Origin of the sequence: Massilia atriviolacea, assembly GCF_003953935.1 — a bacterium.
Lineage (GTDB): Bacteria > Pseudomonadota > Gammaproteobacteria > Burkholderiales > Burkholderiaceae_D > Telluria_A > Telluria_A atriviolacea.
The window spans coordinates 396,382-416,814 of sequence record NZ_RXLQ01000002.1 but is presented as its reverse complement, the minus strand read 5'-3'; the positions used below and the strand labels follow the sequence as shown (position 1 = coordinate 416,814).

The following is a 20,433-nucleotide window of genomic DNA, read 5'->3' as shown; positions in this document are numbered from 1 at the left end:
GTGATTACCCCTTGTTTGAAGTTTGAAAGCGGCGCAGATCGGCCAGGACCAGTTCGCGCAGCCTGTCGGTCTCGATTGTGGTCACGCTGCCGCCCGCAGGCAGGCGCCTGGCTGCGGGCTCGAGCGCCTGATCCGGGAACAGCAGCGTTGTCAGGCGCTCGACATGGCCTTCCATGACCAGCGTTTGCCCGACCGGCAGCGCCAGGCTGCGCTGGAAGGCTTGCATGCCGGTATCGGTGCGCATCGGGAGCATGCCCGACATCTTGAGCAGCATGGCGCGGCTGCGCGCGTCGACCTGCATGCCGCCCTCCTCCCACAGCGGCCAGTTGATCGACAGGGTGCGGCCGTGCCGCTGTTGCTGATCGACCAAGGTGTTGCGGTAAGCGGCGAATTGGTCCATGAAGCCGTTCGCGGCCGCGTAATCGGCCTGCCCGACGTTGCCCATCACCGCCGTGACCGACGAGAACAGCACCATGAAGTCGAGCGCGATGGCGGCGCTTGCCTGGTCCAGATGCACGGTGCCGCCGACCTTGGGCGCCAGCACCTGCGCGAACTGCGCCGGCGTCTTGTTGACGATCAGGCTGTCGCGCGTCGTCCCCGCGCTGTGGATGACGCCATTCAGGGCGCCGTACGTGGCCACCACCTCGGCGACAAGCGCCGTCACGCTCTCCTGGCGATCGAGGTCCAGCTGGCGGTACGCCACCGCGCCGGGCAGGTCGGCCAGCATGGCGCGCTGCTCGGCGGTGAGCGCCGCGCGCCCGGTCAGCACGACAGTCGCGCTCGGGGCATGGGCCAGGATGTCCCTGGCGAACAGCAGTCCCAGGCCGCCCAGACCGCCCGCGATCAGGTACACGCCGCCTTCGCGGAACGCCTGCGGTGCAAGGCCCCGGTTGACCTGCGCCTGCCAGCGCAACACGCTCTGGGTGCTGCCTTCGAACCTGAACAGCGATTCGTCCGGCTGCGCGCGGCACACCAGCAGCTGGCCGGCGGCGGTGCGCGGGTCCGCCGCGTCGGTCAGGATGACCTGGCCGACCAGGCTCGGGCTTTCCATGCGCGCGCTCTTCATCATGCCGGCCAGGCCCGCCAGCAGCGCGTCCTGGCCCTGATTGCCGACCAGAACCTGGAACAGCACCTTGCCTTTGGGCTTGGTCTTGAGGATCGCTTGCAGTTGCTCGAAGCAGGCCGAGGCCGTCGCGCCGAAGTGCCCGGCGATGCCGCCAGCCTCCTGCGCCGGCAGGCGCCGCGCATCGGCGCCGAGCTGGCCGATATCGAGCTGCGGCAGGCCGCACACCAGCACCCGGTGCAGCTGCACGCCGACCTGCTTGCCGACCACCGCGCCGGCCGTGCTGGTCCACACCGGACGCGCCAGCAGGCTGCCCACGTCCGGCGAATGCAGCACGGACACGGTCGGCGCCGGTTTCGGCGCCGTTTTGCCGGCGGCGGCAATCCAGTAGCGCTCGCGGGCGAAGGGATACGACGGCAAGCTGATGCGGCGGCGCTGGCCTTGCGGGTGGAGTGCGTGCCAGTCCACGTCGGCGCCCCTCACCCACGCGTCGGCCACGCTGTCGAGATCGCCGCGCGCCGCTTCCGGCTTGCTGCGCTGCACGCGGCCGCGATGCAGGCCGGCAGTTGCGCCGGCGCCGAAGGCGCGCAGCCGCTGTACCAGTTCCGCCAGCGAATTGACCACCATGCCCAGCCGGTGATCCATCGCGTCGCGCCCGACTTGCAGGGTGTACGCCAGGTCGCCCAGGTCGGCCTCGTGCTTGCCGATATGCGCCAGCAAGGAGGCGGCGCTGGCCTTCAGGCGTTCTTCGCTCTTGGCCGACAGCAGCACCAGTTGCGCGCCTGCCTGCCCCGGCGCGCGCGATGGCGCAATGTATTCTTCCAGCACGACGTGGGCATTGGCGCCGCCCCAGCCGAACGAGCTCACGCCCGCCCGGCGCGGCAGCGGCGCACCGTCCGGCCCGACGGGCGCTTCCCACGCGGTCGTCTTGTCGACGATATAGAAAGGGCTGCCGGACAGGTCGATGTAGGGATTGAGCTGCTCGAAGTGCAGCAAGGCCGGAATCTGGCGGTGCCTGATCGACAGCAGCACTTTGAGCAGGCTGGCGATGCCGGCCGCAGGCTCGAGGTGGCCGATGTTGGTCTTGACCGAACTGAGCCCGCACGATGGCGCGCGCGGGGCCTCCTTGCCGTGCTTCTTGTACAGGTCCGCAAAGGCTTTTTTCAGGGCCTGGATCTCGATCGGATCGCCCAGGCTGGTGCCGGTGCCGTGACACTCGATGTAGCCGACCGTGGACGGATCGATCTGCGCCTTCTCGTACGCTTCCACCAGCAATTCCGCCTGCGCCTTCGGATTGGGGGCGGTCAGCATGGTGACGCGGCCGCCGTGGTTCTCGGCAGTGGACTTGATGACGGCGTAGATCGGGTTGCCGTCCAGCTCGGCCTGCGCCAGCGGCTTGATGAAAATCGCGCCCGACCCTTCGCCGCGCACGTACCCGTTGGCATCCTTGCTGAAGGTCTTGCATTTGCCGTCCACGCTCAGCATGCCGGCCGAGCTGAGCGAAATATGCCCGATCGGGGTCAGCATCACTTGCACGCCGCCCACGATGGCCATGTCGCTGCTGCCCGTGTGGATCGATTCGATGGCGCGGTGCAAGGCAATCAGCGAGCTGGAGCACGCGGTATCGAGCGGCGCGCTCGGCCCGCGCAGGTTGAACAGGAAAGACACGCGGTTGGCCAGGATCGAGTGCGAATTGCCGGAAGCAGAGTAGCCGTCCAGCGGCGACTTGTTCTCGGCCAATACGTCGATATAGTCCTTGGCCGAGGCGCCCACGAACAGCCCGGTCCGGGTACCGGACAGGTCCGACACCTTGTGCCCGGCATCCTCGATGGCGCTCCACACGGTTTCGATGAAGATACGTTGCTGCGGGTCCATCATCTCCGCCTCGCGCGGGGTGATGCCGAAGAACAGCGGGTCGAACTTATCGACCTCCTTCATGAAGCCGCCCCATTTGGAGTTCGATTTGTTCGTTTCCTTGAAGGGATTGCCGTCGACGTCTTCCCAGATCCAGCGGTCGCGCGGGATATCGGTGACCATGTTGCGGCCGTTCTTCAAGTTGTCCCAGAACGCTTCCATGTTGGCCGACTGCGGCATCACGCCGCCGATGCCGACGATGGCAATCGGCTGCTCGGCAAAGCGGCGCGCGCGCGACAGCCCAGCCGGCGCCGCCGGCGGCGCGGCCGGCGCTTCCCAGCCCTTGTTGATGGCGCCGAGGGGCACCGCTGCGGCCGGCGCCGCTGCGGCAACGCTGGCGAGCGTCGCCTTGCCATGCGCTTTGGCGACCGCATCCTTGTAATCGCCTGCAAGTACCTCGGCGATCGCGCGAATTGACGGATATTCGAAGAACATGACCGGATTGATATCGAGCAGGTAACGCTCGTTGATCGCATTGGCAAAGCTTGCCAGGCCGATCGAGTCGAAACCCAGGTCGAGCAGGATGGCGTCCAGCGACAGGTCGTCGGCACTGATCTTGAGCAAATCCATGACCGTGGCGGACAGCTCGCCCGTAACCAGCGCGGCCAGGTCGCCCTGCACAGGCTGCACGCTCGCCGCCACCGGCGCAGGGGCGGCTTTCTTGGTGATGCCCCATGCCAGTTCGATCTTGTCGCGCACCCCTTCCAGCACCGCAAGTTGCGGCTGGGCCATGGACAGCGCGTTCATGAAGGCGTCCAGGCCGAGTTGCGTCCTCAGCGGCACGATGCCGAGGTTTTTCTTGAAGAATTCTTCGGTCTGGGCATCGAGTTTCATGCCGCCGTCGGCCCACAGCGACCAGTTGATGCTGACCGTGCGGCCGCGCCGCTCGCCGCTGGCGCGCAGTTGCTCGCGGCGGGCCGCGACACTGTCCATATAGTGGTTGGCGAAGGCGTAATCGCATTGGCCGGCGTTGCCGCCCACCGCCGCCAGCGAGGAAAACAGCACAACAAAGTCGAGATCGTCGTTGCGGGTCGCGTTGTCCAGATGGAAGGTGCCGAACACCTTCGGCGCGAACACGGCTGCCATCTCGTCCCGGGTCTTTTTGCGCAGCAAGGAGTCGCGCAGCACGCCGGCGCCGTGGATGATGCCGTTCAGCGCGCCGAAACGGGCCCTGGTGTCGGCAATGAGATGCTCGGCCTGGGCGGCGTCGGACACGTCGGCCGCCACGTACATGACCTGCGCGCCGAGGCTGCGCAAGGTGTCGAGCCGCGCTTCCTGCTCGTCGGACAGGGTCGAGCGGCCGGTCAGCACCAGCCTCGCCTTGCATTCGGCGGCCAGGAACTGCGCGAAGATCAGGCCCAGCCCCCCCACGCCGCCGGTAATCAGGTACACCCCGTTCTGCTTGAGGGCGATGGCGGACGCGCCGGACGGCGCCGCCACGTCGAGTTTGCCGAGAACGCGGATCGACCTCAGGCCGCCGTCGTAGCGCACGGTCATGTCGTCCTGGGCGCCCGCGTGCAGCTCGGCAAGGATGACCGGCAGCGTTTGCTCCGCGTCCGCGCCCTGGGCGCCGATGTCCAGCACCTTGCAATCGATCTTGGGATTTTCGAGACGCAGGCTGCGGGCGAAACCGTTGACTGCCTCGTTGTGGGCGCTGGCGCCGGCGTGCAGGTACAGCAGCTGCACCCTGCCCTTGGGTTTCTGTTCGATCACGCCCTGGCAGGCCGCCAGGAAACCGTAGACCCCGCGATCGAGCGCCGCACCGAGCGCTTGCGCCGCGTCCGGCTCGGCCGATTCCGGCCAGGCGTAGCAGATCTTGTCGGCGGAGAAGCTGGCGCGCTCCAGCGCCTCGAACAAGCGTGCGACATCGTTGCGCTCGCGCGGATTGACGCCGTAGCTGCCATTGCCCAGGTCCTCGAAGCGTTCGCGCGGCAAGACCAGCACGGTCTCGATGTTGCGGGCGAGGCAGGCATTGCGCAGGCAATCGTCGGTGTCGAACAGCAGCAGCGACTGCACGTCGGTGGCGACAGGCGCCAGCGGCGCCGCCTGCCAGCGGTGCGCGTAGTACAGCTGCTCGTACCCCTGGGCAAGCGGTGCCGGCTTGTCGTGCACGCTGCTCAGGGACACGCCGACCGAGTCGCGGATGCGCGCCAGCACCTTGCCGGTCTCGTCGACGATGGTGACGTTTTCGCGCGCGACGTTCGCTCCCGCGCCGCGCTCGCTCTTTACCTTCGTCAGGTAGCTGTAGCAGGTGCGCGTGAGCGGAAACAGCAGCTCGACCTCGCCGATCGAGTACGGCACCTTCATCTCGCCCGCCGCCGCGCCGAACTGGGCCATGACCCCGGCTTGCATCGCCGCATCGAGCACGCAGGGATGCAGCACGAAATCGTCGAAGTCGCCGCTGCGCGCCTCGGGAATCGTCAGCAGGCCCAGCACTTCATCGTCGTTTTTCACCACTTCCTGCAGCACCTGGAAACTGGGCCCGTAGTGCATGCCCATGGCGTCGAACAGGGGATAAGCCTCTTTTGCCATAATCGGCCGGCCGCAGCGGGCGCGAATGGCATCGATGTCAATACGCTCCGGCAAGGACGTGCCGTGATCGTCGCTCGCGTACACCAGCTTGCCTTGCGCATACAGGCGCTTCTTGCCCGCCGCTTCGCCGAAGACCTCGAACTGCACCGCATCGGCGCCCGGTTTCAGTTCGACAAAGGCTTCGGTCGGCAGCGCTCCCTCGACCGCGAGCGGGCTGACCCAGGTGACATTGCGGATCTTGCGCACCTTGCGCCCCGCCGCGATCTCGCCGGCCATGCGCGCCAGGTCCAGATAAGCGGTGCCCGGCAAGGTCGGCACGCCCGAGACGACGTGATCGCGGATGAAGAATTCGCGCGCATGGAAGGTCTTTTTGAACAACTGGCGCTGGAAGGTCGATTCGTTGCTGTCGATCATCGGGTGCAAGCTCGGCAGCACCTGCGCTGCCGGTGCGGCGGACGCCGCCTTGCCGGTGCCGATCCAGTGACGCTTGTCGGCGAACGGGTAGGTCGGCAGGGAGGTGCGCTTGCCGCCCGACTCGGGCAAGCCGCTGCAATCGGCCAGCAAGCCATCGATCCACAGCTGCGCCAGCTTGTGCGGATCGCGGCCTTGCGACAGCAAGGCGACGAACAGCTCTTTTTCGGCGCGGCTGAGCAGCTTGGTGACCCCATCCGCATTTTTTGCATGGCCGGACAGGATGTCGCCATCTTTGGTCCCATCCACGAACAAGCCGAGCTTGTCGATCAGTTCGTCCATGCTGGCGGCCACCACGGCCACCCGATGTTCGAACGACTTGCGCCCGTTCTGCAGGGTGAAGGCGACATCGGCCAGGCTGGCCTGCCGGTCCCCGCGCCGCAGATGGGTGCGCAGGCGCGCCGCCATCTCGCGCAACTGGGCGTCGTTGCGCGCCGACAAAGGAAAGATCAGGCTGCCGTCGACGGCGGCGGTTTCCCGCTCGGGCGCGGTGTAGGCTTCCAGCACGATGTGGGCGTTGGCGCCGCCCGCGCCGAAGGAACTCAGTCCGGCGCGCAACGCCTGCTTGACGCCGTCGACGTCCTTTTCCTTCCACGCTTCCAGGCGGCGCTGGACGTAGAACGGCGAATTCTTGAAGTCGATCAGTTCGTTCAATTCGGCGGAATGCAGGGACGGCACCAGCAGGCGGTGTTTCATCTGCAGCAACACCTTGCTCACGCTGACGACGCCGGCGGCCGCTTCCAGATGGCCGATATTGGTCTTGACCGAGCCGATCGGACAACTCTGCCGGCCTACATCATGCCCGGCGAAGGCGCGCGTCAGCCCGGCGATTTCGATCGGGTCGCCCAGCTCCGTCCCGGTGCCGTGCGCCTCGATGTAGGCAATGCTGCGCGGATCGACATTGGCCTTGGCCAGCGCTGCCGCGATCAGCTCGCCCTGGGCCTTGGGATTGGGCACGGTGTAGCCGCTGGTCCGTCCGCCGTGATTGACGACGGCGCTCTTGATTACCCCGTAAATATTGTCACGGTCGGCAATGGCCTGGGCCAGCGGCTTGATGAGGATGGCGCCGACGCCCTCGCCCGCCACATAGCCGTTGGCGCCGGCGCCGAAGCTGCGGCAGACGCCGTCGGGCGAGAGCGCGCCGCCGGCGTTGTTGATGTCGAACTTGTGCTGATGCAGGTCCAGGTTGACGCCGCCGACAATCGCGCTGCTGCAATCGCCATTGCGGATCGCCTCGCACGCCAGGTAGATCGCGCTCATGCTCGACGAACAGGCGGTGTCGACCGTCAGGCTCGGGCCGGTCAGGTTCATCCAGTACGACACGCGGTTGGCGATACTCCAGAGGAAGGAATTCGGATTCAGGTTGTTGCCGCAAATTTTTTCCTCGACCCCGGCCATCTGGTACATGGCCCAGACGGCGCCGACGAATACGCCGACCTGGCGCGCGCCTTCCTCGCTGGACATGATTTCCGGGTAGTAACCGGCGTCTTCCAGGGTTTCCCATGCCACTTCGAGGAACAGGCGTTCCTGTGGGTCGAGAAACTCGGCTTCGCGCGGCGAAATATGAAAGAACAGGGAATCGAATTTGTCGACATCGTCGACAAAGCCGCCCCGGTAGTCCGTGGAGAAGGGATTTTGCAGGCGCCGCGCGCGCCGTTCGGGCGGCAGTTCGCCGACGCAGTCGACGCCCTCCTTGAGGTTGTCCCAGAACTGGGCCAGGCTGGCCGCCTTGGGGTAGCGCCCGGCCATGCCGACGATGGCGATATCGCCGACCCGGCTTTCCGCCGGCGCCGCCTTGGGCGCGCCCGATTGCACCGGCCTCGACAGCAGTGACAGCGCCGGCAACACCGGGCCGGAGTCGGCAACTTGTTCCTGCGCATCGTCCACGGCGCCGTGATAGCGCACCAGCTCGTAGCGCTCGTGCACATCGCCGAACGCGCTTGCGCTGGAGGCCGGCAGCGCGAGCTCGGGGATATTCCTGTTGTCGCGGAACAGTTGCACCAGGCGGGCGGCGATGTCCTCGGCCTGCTCTTTCTTCAGGCCGACCGGAATCGCCAGCCTTACCTGTCCGCTGAGCGGGCCATGGGTTTGCATGCCCGTGCTGTGCGCCCCACCGCGGATGCCGGTGTTGGCGAACAGCCAGGCCAGGAAGGATGGCACCGGATGGGCGAAGCCGGCGAATTGCGGCAGCCGTTTGACATCGATCAATATGCAATGGGCGCCTGCCGGCCGAACCAAGGGAAGCTGCGCGCTGTCCAACGCTTGCCAGATCGTTTCGACGGCGCGCATGCGGCGCACCACCGACGCTTCGATCTGCCTGCGGTTTTGCAGGGACAAGGCGACCAGCTTCTTCTCGATGACGTTGAGGCCGCCGCCTTCGCGCCGCATCAGGTCCTGGAGCGTGCGCAGCAGGGTTTCATCGTTGGTGGCGATCAGGCCGCCCTTGTTCACGCTGAAGTCCTTGGCCAGGCTGCCGATGACGGCATCGGCATACGCCAGGATCTCGGCGGCCACGTCGAACAGCGCCCTGCCCTTGCAGGATGGGTCGCGTTCGATCAGGAACTGGGCGTTTTCGAGCACGCGCGTGCCGTCGATCACGAGGGCGATCGCATGCGGCGCGAGCAGGTCCTTGAGCTGCCGCAGGTGCGCGAGCGATACCGGGTGGCCGCCGGCCGCGTTGTCGCTCACTTCGATGCAGACGTAGGCGATCCGGCCGGCGTGGGCGGCGACGTAGGCGTGCAGCGCGTCCAAGTCCAGTTCGGACTGGCGCGGGTCGCCGGAATCGGTGACGAACACCGATGGGTGCGGCAACTCGTGCGGCGTGTAGCCTTTGTCGATCTGGTGATAGATGCAGGTTGGAAACAACAGGTTCTGGACGACGATGCCCTTCTTCGGCCAGGCTTTACAGAACAGGTGGTCCGCGCTGCGGCCCGAATCGGTCAGCACGAAGTACTTGAAGGGGAAGACCGCACGCAGGCTGTCGTCGATATTGGCCGGCTGCTGCAACTGCGTGTGCAGGTGCGCCATCTGTTTGCCGATGAAGCCGGCGTGGTCGAGTTGCGCCCAGGAGTCGGTCTTGAGGTCGTAGTCGACCTGCCCGGCTGGCATATTGAGCGGGTTGTAGCCGCAGGCGGCGAAGTCGGTCGACTCGACCGGTGTCGCGGGCCTTGGTACAGGCGCTGGATTGACGGTCGCGGCAGCCGGTGCGGCCGTGGGAGCGGCGGGGACGACGTCAGCGACATTGCCCGCCTGGGCGGCGTCGGCATTCCGGTTGTCGGTTTCCGGGGTCTGGGCCTTGGCCGGGTCGGCGATCATCATGATCAGGTCGATGACGTTGTCGCCGCTGCCGCTGCCGACCGGCCGGCACAGATAGATGGTGCGGTTCTCCGGGCGGAATTTGTTCTTGAACTGCAGGTTGCCGTCGTCGCTGAAAATGCCCTGCCTGTGCAGGTCGTCGAGGATGGCGTCCACCGCCGGGTCGGCGTGCGGCGAGGTCTCCAGCCGGCAGCCGTAGGTGCCGCCCAGGCTGAACATGGCGCAGCCCTCGGCCTTGAGCGTGCCGATGATGTGCGCGATGGCATATTCCAGGCCGCCGAGCGGCATGTCGTCGCCATAGAATTCGAGGTCCATCAGGTAGCCGTTGAGCGAGGCGCACATGGCCGAAATCAGGATCACGTTTTGCAGCTTGTCATCCAGGTAGGTCAGGAAGATGCGGTGTTGCGCATGCAAGGTGCCGGCCAGGATTTCTTCGCGCACGATGTGGATCAGCGGGTTGACCATGGTCTTGGCGGCGCACCAGCGGTCGATGACGGCGGCGATCTCGCGGTCGACCGCGTGATCGGTGCCGCAGGCGTATTCCGTGGTGCGGCAGGCGCCGGCTTTGTCGAACTTGGCGACCTGGTAGCGCAGGCGCCGCATGGCCCCGCCTTCCAGGCTGAAACTGCCGATGTCGAGCACGCGCTGCAGGGCGCCGAACGGCGTCGACGAAAATGCCACGCCGTCGATCGCGGGAATGGGTGCGTCGCCGAAGATATTGAGCTGGAATTTTTTCTCGACGCAGTAGCGCTGCATCTCGGCCGCGAGCTCGGCAAAGTAGTCTTCCGGGCCGGTAAAGGCGTACACGAGGATGATGCGATTGCTGCGGCTGTAATTGAAGTAACCCTTGCGCGCGCTGCCGATAAACAGGTTCGGAGCGATGTTGCGGGTGCCGCGCGACACGCAGCCTTCGTTCTTGTAACGCTCGAACAAGTCCGCGACCACGGCCGCCAGGGCCGGATAGGCGGGCAGATCGGTTTCGAGGACGCGCACCGGCAGCGCCGCCGGCGCGGGTGCGCTTGCCTGCGCTGCCGGACGGGCCCACGCCTGGACCGGAACCGGCGCCTGCAGGAACTTCTTGGGCTTTGGATTTGGCGTTGCCGAAGGGAAACCGGGAGCGCTTCCACTGCGCGCTTTTTCAGGCATGCCGGCGGCCTTTGCAGGCGATGCCGCACGTTTGGCCTGGCCTTTGGAGAACTTGTCGCGCAGCGTATCGGTGTGCTCGTCGACAAAGTAGTTCGCCAGCGCATCGACGTTGAAATTTTCGAACAGCAGCGTTTTCGGCAGCGTGCCGAAATCCGCTTCGAGCGCCTTGATGATCTTCAGTACGCGGAAGGAATCGATCCCGAGCTCGCCGAACGGCGCGGCGCTATCGAAATTGGTGCCCAGCGACACCGACGTCTCGGCGACCAGGGATTTAAGGTAGGACTCGGTGTATTCGAGCAGCATTTCTTGGCTAAGCATTTCATCTCCGGCGGAAAGGCGGACACACGAAAACTCGAAAGAAGATCGTTGGAGCTGCGACCTGGCGCCGGGAAATCACGTTCCCACTGAACTCCAACGGTGAAGCATTCGGACCTGACGATCTACTGCGGTTGCGCGACTTCATGAATCGATCGCCGGAACGGTTCATCCACGCCTTGGTATTGTCCTCGTCGAGGTCATACGTCTGTGGAAGAAACCGCTACAACGGGGGCGGCTGTTTTCCATACAGGCAGGCTCCGCCCTGTCGAGGCCATCGAGGACCTGTGCGGGGGAACCGGGGACTGCGGGTATATCCGGGCATGCTCCGCCCTGTCGAGTGCAAGGTTGCACTGTGCGCGGAACAAGCTTGATTAAACATCGTGACAACTTCCTTACCTGGGATTTTTCGATCCCCTCACCTGCGACTGAGGTGAACTGCGCTGCGGCTGGGTAATACGCTGACGTTTACAGCACGTCGATGGCATCGCGGTCGATATCGACACGCACGCTGCTATTGAGCATGTCGATATTCACGACCAGCAGGTCCTGCGATTTGACCGACACCAGCTCGCCTTCCATGCCTGCCAGGGGGCCGGCGACGATCCTCACGCGTTTGCCCGCGGTCAATTCCGGGTCGACCATCAGCGAAACGCCGCTGTCGACCAGGATCTTGACCGATTCCAGGTCCTTCTCCGGCATGCGGGCCGGCCTGTTATCGGCCAGTACCAGTCCGCACGAACCGCGGATATAGCGCATGCTGTCGTATTGCGCCTCGGTCGGCCGCACAAACACATAGCCTGGAAACAGCGGCAACTCGACCACCTTGCTGCGGCCTTTAGCGGACCGTACCACCTTGCATTTCGGCAGATAGGAGGTGATGCGTTTCTGCTGCAAAAAGCTTTCGACAACGCTTTCGTGACGGCTTTTTGTACGCAGCACCAACCATGGATCGACTCGGTCATCGTTCATTCGGTTTTCTCATAAGGCTATGCGAAAACTCATCAGATCACGGTTGGAAGATTTTTGTCAATTATAAATATTGCATTATCCTCCGTGCATAATCTCCCCAAAAGTCACCAAACACAGTCAAAACCGCTAAACTCGCGGTCATTTCGCGCGCTGTAAGGCCGGCGTAAGGTCAATATCTGTTCAAATCCGGACATTGTGAATATCCACTTTCGCCTGTTTAATAACCGCCAGCATTTCTAATATCCGGGCGAAAACAAAAGAAAAGACCGGAACGAATTTGACAATCGTTTTCACTTTGATATCAGCGGATCGATGCGATTTGCATACCCACATTGCATAAAACGGCGTTAATTGCACTGCGTCAATTTCGCGATGGTGCGGCCACAAAAAATTTATCCCGAGCAGATTTTTATGTGGCGTTTACCCGCCAGTGGGTGGGCCGCGACGCGCCGGATCCCGGCGTCGGGCATGCCGGCATAGGGAGATCGATGCGGGTTCTTATTCGAGCCTGGAGTCGCGGTCGCAAACGAAACCGGGATGGCGCCCTGGCCTGAGGAAGGTATCGATAGCGGAGGTAATTCTGGCCTTGAGTTGTTCACTGCCAGCATCCCGCATATCGTTGTGACGGGCGCCGTCGATGCGAACCACGCAGCTACGGTAGCGACTCCGCTCGTCCTCGTCCGGCAGGACGCCGGGGTCCGCAGCGGTGTCGCTGGCACGAATGGTCAGGACGCGGATCTCGGCCGAGCGCGGCAACGCAACCCGCCGGCTGTCCAGGCTGATCAGGGCGAAAACGCGGTTCGGCCTGTCAGCGGCAAACTGCGCCGAACTATCCCCGCCTAGCGAGTGCCCGACCAGCAGCAGCTGTCGCCAATCGAACTGCGGATACCGTTCTGCGGTTTCGTCGATCATGGTGGAGATGGACTGCGAAGTTACCCTGGCTATTGCCTGCACCTGCTCCGCCACGGGCGCATCCCTGTCCAGTGTCACGCCGCCGGCACTGTCTTGCAGGGCGACAACCAGGTAAGCCATGCCGTTCAGATAGCTGGTGACGAAGGAATAGTCCGAACCCGAGAATCCATACCCCGGGCTTAAGATTGCTACCGGACATGGTTTCGCCGCCGTACAGGCGTGAACACTGGCGGGCCGGTGAATGTCCACAGGGATGGCGGCCATTGCCAGAGGCATGCCAAACAGCAAGGGCATCAGGGCGAACAGACGGCGCATATTGTCCTTTCTTTGCAGGTGGCTCAGACCCAGCTTGCGGCGCCGAGCGACAGCGGCGCAAGCAGCGCTGCAAGGCGCGCGCTGGCGCTCACCGCGCTGCGCGCAAACGGCAGGCAGCAGATCAGCGCCACGCCCAGCATCCCTGCCTGGCACAGCCAGAGCAGCAGGCCGAACTGGCTCCCGTCCGCGACGACGGCGGCCGCCAGCGAGACGGCGAGCAAGGCCGCTCCGGCGAGGATGAAACCCCACTGCTGGCGCCCGCTCTGCTCGCGCAGGCCCATGCGCTGGCGTTGGCTCGAGGATTGAAAACACAGCACGGCCATGCCGGCCCAGGCGGCAAAGGCCGACCCTGCGGCCATCAGGGCCGCGTTCATGCCGACGCTTCCTTCAATAATGGCCGCGCGCGCGCCGCCGCCATGGCGCGCGTACGCAAACGCCGCGCGGTCAGTACCGCCAGCGCCGCGCTGGCCAGCAGGACCAGGTCGGTTCCTGCCACGGCCATATTCCCCTGGCTGACGGTGCGCAGCAGATGGTCGCCCGTCATCACGCCATTGAGCACCACAGCCAGCACCGCAAGCACTGCGCTGGCCCAGGCCTGCTCGCGCCACGCCGTGGCGAGCTGGCCGGTGGAGCGCGCCTGCCACGCCCGCCCCAACGCATGGGCCAGGGTGCCGATCCAGGCCAGGAAGAAGATGCACTGCTCCAGCACTGCCCGGCCGACGATTCCCTCTGGCAAAAGCTTGTTGGACACCAGCATGGCCAGGGTTGCCACCAGCACGCCCACGCTGCCCGCCGCCGCCACCGCGTTGACCACCAGATAGCTGCTGCGGCCTTCCTTCGCCTGCCGCAGCCGGCGCTTTTCCACCCACAGCAGCATGCCGGTGCCGATCATCGCGCAGCTCACCAGCCCCATCGCAAAATACATCCAGCGCAGCCACCAATGGTCGAAAGGAAGCATGTGCAAGCCGGTAAAAAAGCGCTGCAACGCCAGCGTCGACGACAGCTCCGAGCGGCCCAGCAGCGCGCCGCTCGTGCCGTCAAAGGTCAGCATCTGGGTGTCGTAACTGATCCGGTCGTGGGGGCGGCGCTGGAAGTCGACGCTGGCATGGGCGTCGTGCGGATTGCGCACGCTGACCCGGCGGATCTGGCCGCCGCCCCAGAGCAGGCGCGCCTGCGCCGCCATCGCGTCGACCGAGGCCAGTTCGCCGGGCTGCCCGGCGGGGGCGCGCTGCACCAGGGCGAACGCCTCCCGGCTCGCCTGGTCGGCCTGCTTGCCGTACACCAGCGCGATGCCCGGTTTGGCATAGACGAACACCATGATGATCAGGCCGGTCAGCGTGATGGTGAAATGAAAAGGCAGCAGCAGCACGGCCGACACGTGGTGCAGGTCGAGCGTGGCGCGCTGGCGCGACTTGGCCGGGCGAAAAGCGAAAAAGTCGGTGAAGATTTTCTTGTGGATGATCACGCCCGACACCAGCAGCGCCAGCATCGCAATCGATACCAGCGCCAGCAGCCAGTAGCCGAGGTCCATCCACTTGATATGGAAGGTGTAATGAAACGGGAAAAAGAAGCCGGTGCCGCCCTTGCTGCCCGATGGCGGCAGCAGTTGGCCGGTATTGGCGTCGAGTTCGCGGCTCTGGAGCGCGCCGTTCTCGAACCAGCTCAGGCGCATCGTGGGTGCGCGGCTGGTCGGATACTGCACGGTCCATTGCTTCGCACCAGGCGCCAGCCGCGCCAGATGGGGCAAAGCCAGCTTGTCGAACGATACCGCCGCCGGCTGCGCCACCCGGGTCGCCGGCATCATCCAGCGGTCGAGCTCCTGGTCGAACACCGAGAGCGTGCCCATGAAGAACACGAGGAACAGCAGCGTCGAGCACAGTACCCCGGCCCAGGTATGCAGGTAATCCATGGCATGGCGCAGGCGCGGCGGCATGGACGTTGCGGCCGGCGCCGTCATGCCACGCCCGCCAGCGACAGGCTGGCCCAGCCGAGCAAGGCAAAGCCGAGCGCGGCGCCCAGCACCCAGGCCGCGGCGCGCCCGGTCGTGGCGGCGCCGAAGGCCACCAGCAGCGCGACGGTCCAGACGACAAAGGCCAGCATGCCGGTGCCGACGACCGCATCGGCCCGCCGCATCAGGCCGCTGGCAAGCAGGACGCCGGAGCCGGCAGCCATGAAGGAGATCGCCAGGACATAGCCGCCCAGCGTGCCGATCAGTGCGCGCGCCAGGGCCGCCCGCCCGCTAAAGCCGAATTTGGACATGACAATCGTGGATAGAGGATCCCAGCCTGACATCGCTGGTCTGCCATACTAGCCGAAAATGGAATGAAAATCACTATCATTCTCATTGTGGCTGGCGGCCCCCTTCACGCAACCGTTTCCAGGCTCGACTCCTGCACGACCGGGGCGGCCGCTGCCGGCGTGTCGATTGCCACGATCTGTCCGTCGACCATGCGGATCAGGCGGTCGGCCAGATGGAAGTAGCGGTCGTCGTGGGAAATGACGAGCACCGTCTTGCCCCTGGCCTTCAGTTCCGGCAACAGTTCGCGGTAGAACACATCCTTGAACAAGGGATCCTGGTCGGCCGCCCACTCGTCGAACACCAGGAACGGCCGGTCCTCCAGGTAGACCACCACCAGCGCCAGGCGCTTGCGCTGGCCCTGCGACAAGGCCCGCGTGGTAAAGGCGCCGTTGCGCAGCTGCACCTTGTGCTGCAGGTTCAATTTGGCGATCAAGGCATTGCCCTGCGCGTCCAGTTCGGGCGAAGTGCCGTCGAGCAGTTGATCGAACAGGTGAAAATCCGAGAAGATGGCCGAAAACAGCTGGCGGTAGCCGTCGCGGCTGGCGTCGTCCACCGCTACGCCGTTGAGCACGATGGCGCCCTGCTCCGGCCGGTACAGGCCGACCAGCAGCTTGGCCAGCGAGGTCTTGCCGCTGCCATTGCCGCCCACCAGGTAGGTGATCTGGCCGGGAGCGAAACTCAGCTCGACCGGGCCGAGGGTAAACAGGTCGTCGGTCCCTTCATGATAATAACGATGCGCGATCCCCTGCAAGGCCAGGCTGGCCAGTGCGGGGGCGGCATCCTCCTCCGCCTCGCCCCCCTGCTGGCCGAGCTGGCGCGTGATCTCGTCGATGCGCGCGCCCGACACCTTGGCCAGGTTCGCGCGCGGCAAGGCCAGCAGCAGGCCCTCCAGCGGCACCACCATGTACACGAACACCAGCGCAAAGCCGGTCATGATGCGGGCCCGGTCGGGCACCTCGCCCACCAGCATGAACAACACCAGGCCGATGAAGGCATAGATCAGAAAATTGCCCCACGCCACAGAGATCGAGAACAGCGACATGCCGAAGGTGCGCGCCTGGCGCACTTTCTCGATCGAATCGCCCAGCACGTCGCGCGCGAAACGGCCGCGCTTGGCGGAATGCAGCCGCAATTCCTTGGCGCCATCGACCAGCGAGCGGAAATGGTCGTACAGCCGGTCCTGCTCCTTCGACGCCGCGCCCAGGTGCCCGATCGCCTTCAGATGCGCCAGATGGTAGCCGAGCGAACCGAGGCCGATCACCAGCACCGCCGCCAGGAACACTTGCCACGACAGCCAGGCCATGTACACCAGGCAGCCGAGCACGATCACCGCATTGACCAGGATCGCCGGAAAACTGACGAAAAAGTCGGCCACCCGCGCGCTGTGCTCGGACAGGGCCGCATGCACCTTGGGCCCGCCGATTTCTTCCAGCTTGCGGAACTCGGCCGCCATCACGCGCGCCGAGATAAAGCGCCGCAGCTCGGCGTGGGCGCCCTGGCTCAGGCGTTCGAACAGGACCGAGGACGCCATCCGGGCCAGCATCGCCGCCACGGCGAAGGCGCCGAAGCGCCAGGCCAGCGCGCTGGTGTCGGTGCCGCCGGGAGCGCTCAGGACGGCATTGATCTGGGTGAGCAGCAGCACGCTGCAGACGCCGCTGGCGATGCTGGCCAGCGCGGCTCCCATCAGCAAATGGCGGGACTGTCGGATCAAATGGGCAAGCAAGGGCGATTCTCCGGGCGGTTGGGAAAAAGTTGGAAAAAGGGCCGTTATCAGGGCCGCAGCACGCTGCGCCTGAGCCCCGGATCGCGCGCGATCTCCTTCTCGTGGAAGGGGAAGCGCAGCCAGTCCTTGCGCGCATAGCGCTCCACCGGCGCGCTGCCCTGGCCGTTGGAGACGGCCAGCTCGTCCTGGCCGTGCGCCATCAGCGTATGGGCCTCCACCCCGCCGGGGCCGAAGTGCACGACCTGCAGGTAGGCGTTGCCCATCGAATCCGGTCCGAGGCGGTAGCTGCCGTCGTAATTGCAGGCGACCGCAAAATAGCCCGACGTATGACAGCCGCCGTAGAGCGGCACCTGCCGCCCGCCGCTGTCGACGTAGCGGCGGCTGCCGAGCGCGGCATCGAGCGCGACGCCCTGCCCTTCGAGTATCCGCACCGCCGCCCCCAGGGCTTGCCCCGCCTGTTCGGGCGTCGGCGTGGGCTTGGCCGGCGTGTCCAGCGGCGCGGCGCCGGAGAACGCCGTCCCGTACAAGGACGCGGCGGGAATCGTGCGCAGGCGCCCCCAGAAGGCTTCCCACAGCAGGGCGCCGCGGTCGTCCGCATCGCCCTGGCCCGACCATGCGCGCAGCGTGCGGCAGGCGTCGGCCAGGTCGACCTCCGGCGCCGCATCCGGCTTGGCCCCGGCCGCCTTGAGGCTGGCGGGGTCGAGTACCACCTGGGATCCGGTACAGGCCTGCGCCAGCAGCTCGTCCCTGAACAACTCGGCCGAATGGATGCGCGGGCTCAGCGCGGCCTGGCGCAGTTGCCGGCTCACGGTCGCCGCCGACGATGCCGGCTGCGCCAGCAGCTCCGCCGCGATCCGGTGCCCCAGCCGTCCACGCAGTTCCAGCGCCGTGCGCTCGCCGCCGAGTACCGAGGGGAAGCCTTCCAGCGGCTGGCGCGCGTTACTGAGCCAGTAGCTGTCGTTCATGTTGGCCACATAATCCTCGCGCAGCAGCCAGGGCTGGGCCGACGCCGGCATGGCCCCGGCCTGCACGGCCGCGCCATCGCTGCGCCAGCCGCATTCGGAGCGGCTGGCATCGAGGAAGGGCGTGAGCGGGTCGACCCGCGCAAAGCCCTTGGCCAGCGGCGTGGCGCAGGCTTCGCGCAGGCTGTCCGGCACATTCGGCACCGCGCCGATGTCGCCGTACCAGATGCGCCCGTCGCCGCGCGCGATCGCCATCGTGTTGATCCAGGGCGCCGCCGCTTCGCGCCGCTGGATGGCGATGAAGTCGTCGAGCGAGCTTGCCTGGTTCCAGTAGAAGAAGTTGCGGAAGATGCGGAAGTTATCGGCGTTGACGTCGCGGATCGCCAGCGCGTGCCGCTTGCCCCAGCCGAAGGCCGGGTCGCTGGCGGCCAGGTCCAGCACCGGCCCGAAGCGCGTGCCGTACAAGGTGCGCGTGACGCGGCGCGCCGCACCGTCCTCCCCGCGCACATCGACGCTGAACTCGCGCCCGCGCATCGCCTCGCTGGCGCCGTCGACCACGTAGCGGGTCGGCTGGTCCGCCTCCAGCGCCAGGTCGAACAGGCCGAAACGGCGCGCGGCCGATACCGTGTGGCTCCAGGCCACGTTCTCGTTAAAGCCGATCATGATCACCGGGATCCCGAGCAAGGCCACCCCCGCCGCATTGAAGCGGCCCGGAATCGTCAGGTGCATCTGGTAAAAGCGGTCCGGCCCGCCCCAGAACCAGTGCGGATTGCCGAGCAGGACGGCGCCCGCCTCGCCGGTCGCCTCGCGCCCGAGCGCCAGCATATTGCTGCCGATGCCGGGCTGGTCGCCGATCCGCTGCGCCAGGGTGGCGCGCACCGCATTCGCATCGACAGCGTCGGCGGTTGCCGGCGCGGCCGGCCCGGCGTTGGCGATGGCGGCGACAAAGCGCGCATAGCCGGCGCCCACCTGGGCTGCGTACATGCGCCGGAAGATATCGTCGGCGCCGATCGGGCGCACCCAGGGCTGGTCCAGGCAGGTCCGTCCCGCAGCGCCCACGCGTTTGGCGCGTGCGTCCGCCAGGAAGCGGTTGTAGCCGGCCGCGTAGCCTTCGATCAGCTGATTCAATTCGGCCGGATGGGCGGCGCGGTAGCGCGCCGTCACGCTCTGGTCGGCAAAGGCGCGGAAGAAGAAGTCCGAGTCGATGTTCTTCGGCTTGCCGTAGGTGGAGTTGCGCGTGGCCCGCGCATCGGCGCCGAAATACCAGGAGCGCCGTCCCTCGTAGGTGACGAAGCCGTCGGCCAGGGTGCACAGCGCATCCTCGGCCTGCACATAGCCCGCGCCGGTGCCCAGGCCGCGCCAGCTGGCGGCGCGCAGATGCGGGATGCCGTCGGTGGTGCGGCGGATTTCCACGCCGCTGCCGGCCCGCCTGGGGTCCTGCCTGGCGTCCTGCCTGGCGTCCTGCTTCGCGGCCCGGCCTGCGGCGTTCGACTCCGCCTGCGCGCCGGGCGCGCACAGCCCGAGCGACAGGGTGGCCGCCATGGCCAGGGCGGGCAGGCGCCGCCGAATGTGTCGACGCACTGTCATTGTTGTCTATCCCGAATGCCAGCCATCTGCGCCAGGCCCTGGTACAGGGCCGGGAACAGGCTGTGGTTAAAGTTATTCCAGCGCAGTTCGAGGATGGTGTCCTGCGGATCGATCCTGGTACCCAGCACGTCGGCGATCACCTCGCCCGAATCGATGCCGTTGTCGACGTAGTGAAACGAGGCGCCCGTCATGTCCACCACCGGCACCGGCCTGGTTTGCATGGTGTTCCAATCGCTCACCTTCAAGCCCCTGGCGCCGTACAGCGCGTCCAGGGTCGCGCAGGCGCCGCGCCGCTCGTAGGGCGACGCGATCCGGGTGATCCCGGGATGGATGTTGACGATCTTGCGCTCGAAGGCGGCGCCCGGGCGCACCAGCTCATCGAGGATGACCAGCAGCCCGTCCAGCACCACCAGTTCGGCGCCCACCGTCAGCAGCTTGTCCATCAGGCGCGCCTCCCAGGCGCTCTTGGCGGCGCGCCGCTCGGGCGCGTCCAGCGCCATCCGGCGGTAGGTCGATGGCACCGCGCGCAGCAGCGAGTTGACAAGCTTGCCCTGCACCTCCAGTTGCGCGGGATAGATCCACTGGCCGTCAGGCCGGCAGCTGAAGCCGTACTCGCCCACCTTGTCGCGGTCGCGCTCCGAGCCCTCGTCGTCGTCGTAGATCACCGTCACCAGTTCGTAGGCGTCGCCAAGTTCGGTCTCGTTGAGCGCCTCGACCAGGTATTCGAGCGGCGACTTCATGTAGCGCTGCTCCCCCTTGTACGCGATGAACTGCCCGGCCTTGTCGGCAGCCGCATTCCTCAAGGACCAGATATACACCAGCTTCGTTTTTGCCATGTTCGTGCCATCACCATGAATTAATCGAGAACGCCCGCTCCGCTTGCGCCGTTTCGGCAGGCTCGCCACTG

The 20,433-nt window shown here is 65.9% G+C and carries 9 protein-coding genes; all 9 read right to left on the bottom strand.

Annotated features, from left to right (window positions below; translation table 11 throughout):
- Nucleotides 1-4: 4 nt before the first annotated feature.
- Nucleotides 5-10,759 carry an SDR family NAD(P)-dependent oxidoreductase gene (locus EJB06_RS04635; RefSeq protein WP_126072816.1) on the bottom strand — a complete coding sequence of 3,585 codons (10,755 nt, stop codon included), beginning with the start codon at nt 10,757-10,759 and terminating at the stop codon, nt 5-7.
- A gap of 465 nt (nt 10,760-11,224) precedes the next feature.
- Nucleotides 11,225-11,728, bottom strand: coding sequence for a UpxY family transcription antiterminator (locus tag EJB06_RS04630; RefSeq protein ID WP_126072815.1), 504 nt, complete (start codon nt 11,726-11,728; stop codon nt 11,225-11,227).
- 498 nt (nt 11,729-12,226) lie between these two features.
- Nucleotides 12,227-12,955 (bottom strand): alpha/beta fold hydrolase, encoded by a 729-nt coding sequence (locus tag EJB06_RS04625; RefSeq protein ID WP_126072814.1) that lies wholly within the window; start codon nt 12,953-12,955, stop codon nt 12,227-12,229.
- A 23-nt stretch (nt 12,956-12,978) separates the two neighbouring features.
- Nucleotides 12,979-13,329 (bottom strand): DUF3325 family protein, encoded by a 351-nt coding sequence (locus EJB06_RS04620; protein WP_126072813.1) that lies wholly within the window; start codon nt 13,327-13,329, stop codon nt 12,979-12,981.
- Nucleotides 13,326-14,912, bottom strand: coding sequence for a PepSY-associated TM helix domain-containing protein (locus tag EJB06_RS04615; protein ID WP_126072812.1), 1,587 nt, complete (start codon nt 14,910-14,912; stop codon nt 13,326-13,328). Before EJB06_RS04615 ends, EJB06_RS04620 begins: the two co-directional genes overlap by 4 nt.
- Nucleotides 14,909-15,214, bottom strand: coding sequence for an iron transporter (locus EJB06_RS04610; protein WP_126072811.1), 306 nt, complete (start codon nt 15,212-15,214; stop codon nt 14,909-14,911). Before EJB06_RS04610 ends, EJB06_RS04615 begins: the two co-directional genes overlap by 4 nt.
- Nucleotides 15,215-15,318: 104 nt before the next feature.
- Nucleotides 15,319-16,965: a cyclic peptide export ABC transporter gene (locus EJB06_RS04605; protein ID WP_307720436.1), complete on the bottom strand. Its 1,647-nt coding sequence runs from the start codon at nt 16,963-16,965 to the stop codon at nt 15,319-15,321.
- Nucleotides 16,966-17,024: 59 nt separating this feature from the next.
- Nucleotides 17,025-19,526, bottom strand: coding sequence for a penicillin acylase family protein (locus EJB06_RS04600; RefSeq protein WP_229426931.1), 2,502 nt, complete (start codon nt 19,524-19,526; stop codon nt 17,025-17,027).
- Nucleotides 19,523-20,362 carry a formyltransferase family protein gene (locus EJB06_RS04595; protein WP_126072809.1) on the bottom strand — a complete coding sequence of 280 codons (840 nt, stop codon included), beginning with the start codon at nt 20,360-20,362 and terminating at the stop codon, nt 19,523-19,525. Before EJB06_RS04595 ends, EJB06_RS04600 begins: the two co-directional genes overlap by 4 nt.
- Between the last annotated feature and the right edge of the window lie 71 nt (nt 20,363-20,433).

What these genes read in the sequence shown, in the direction of transcription:
- EJB06_RS04635 (WP_126072816.1), bottom strand. Translation starts at nt 10,759, where the DNA reads ATGCTTAGCCAAGAAATGCTGCTCGAATACACCGAGTCCTACCTTAAA.
- EJB06_RS04630 (WP_126072815.1), bottom strand. Translation starts at nt 11,728, where the DNA reads ATGAACGATGACCGAGTCGATCCATGGTTGGTGCTGCGTACAAAAAGC.
- EJB06_RS04625 (WP_126072814.1), bottom strand. Translation starts at nt 12,955, where the DNA reads ATGCGCCGTCTGTTCGCCCTGATGCCCTTGCTGTTTGGCATGCCTCTG.
- EJB06_RS04620 (WP_126072813.1), bottom strand. Translation starts at nt 13,329, where the DNA reads ATGAACGCGGCCCTGATGGCCGCAGGGTCGGCCTTTGCCGCCTGGGCC.
- EJB06_RS04615 (WP_126072812.1), bottom strand. Translation starts at nt 14,912, where the DNA reads ATGACGGCGCCGGCCGCAACGTCCATGCCGCCGCGCCTGCGCCATGCC.
- EJB06_RS04610 (WP_126072811.1), bottom strand. Translation starts at nt 15,214, where the DNA reads ATGTCCAAATTCGGCTTTAGCGGGCGGGCGGCCCTGGCGCGCGCACTG.
- EJB06_RS04600 (WP_229426931.1), bottom strand. Translation starts at nt 19,526, where the DNA reads ATGACAGTGCGTCGACACATTCGGCGGCGCCTGCCCGCCCTGGCCATG.
- EJB06_RS04595 (WP_126072809.1), bottom strand. Translation starts at nt 20,362, where the DNA reads ATGGCAAAAACGAAGCTGGTGTATATCTGGTCCTTGAGGAATGCGGCT.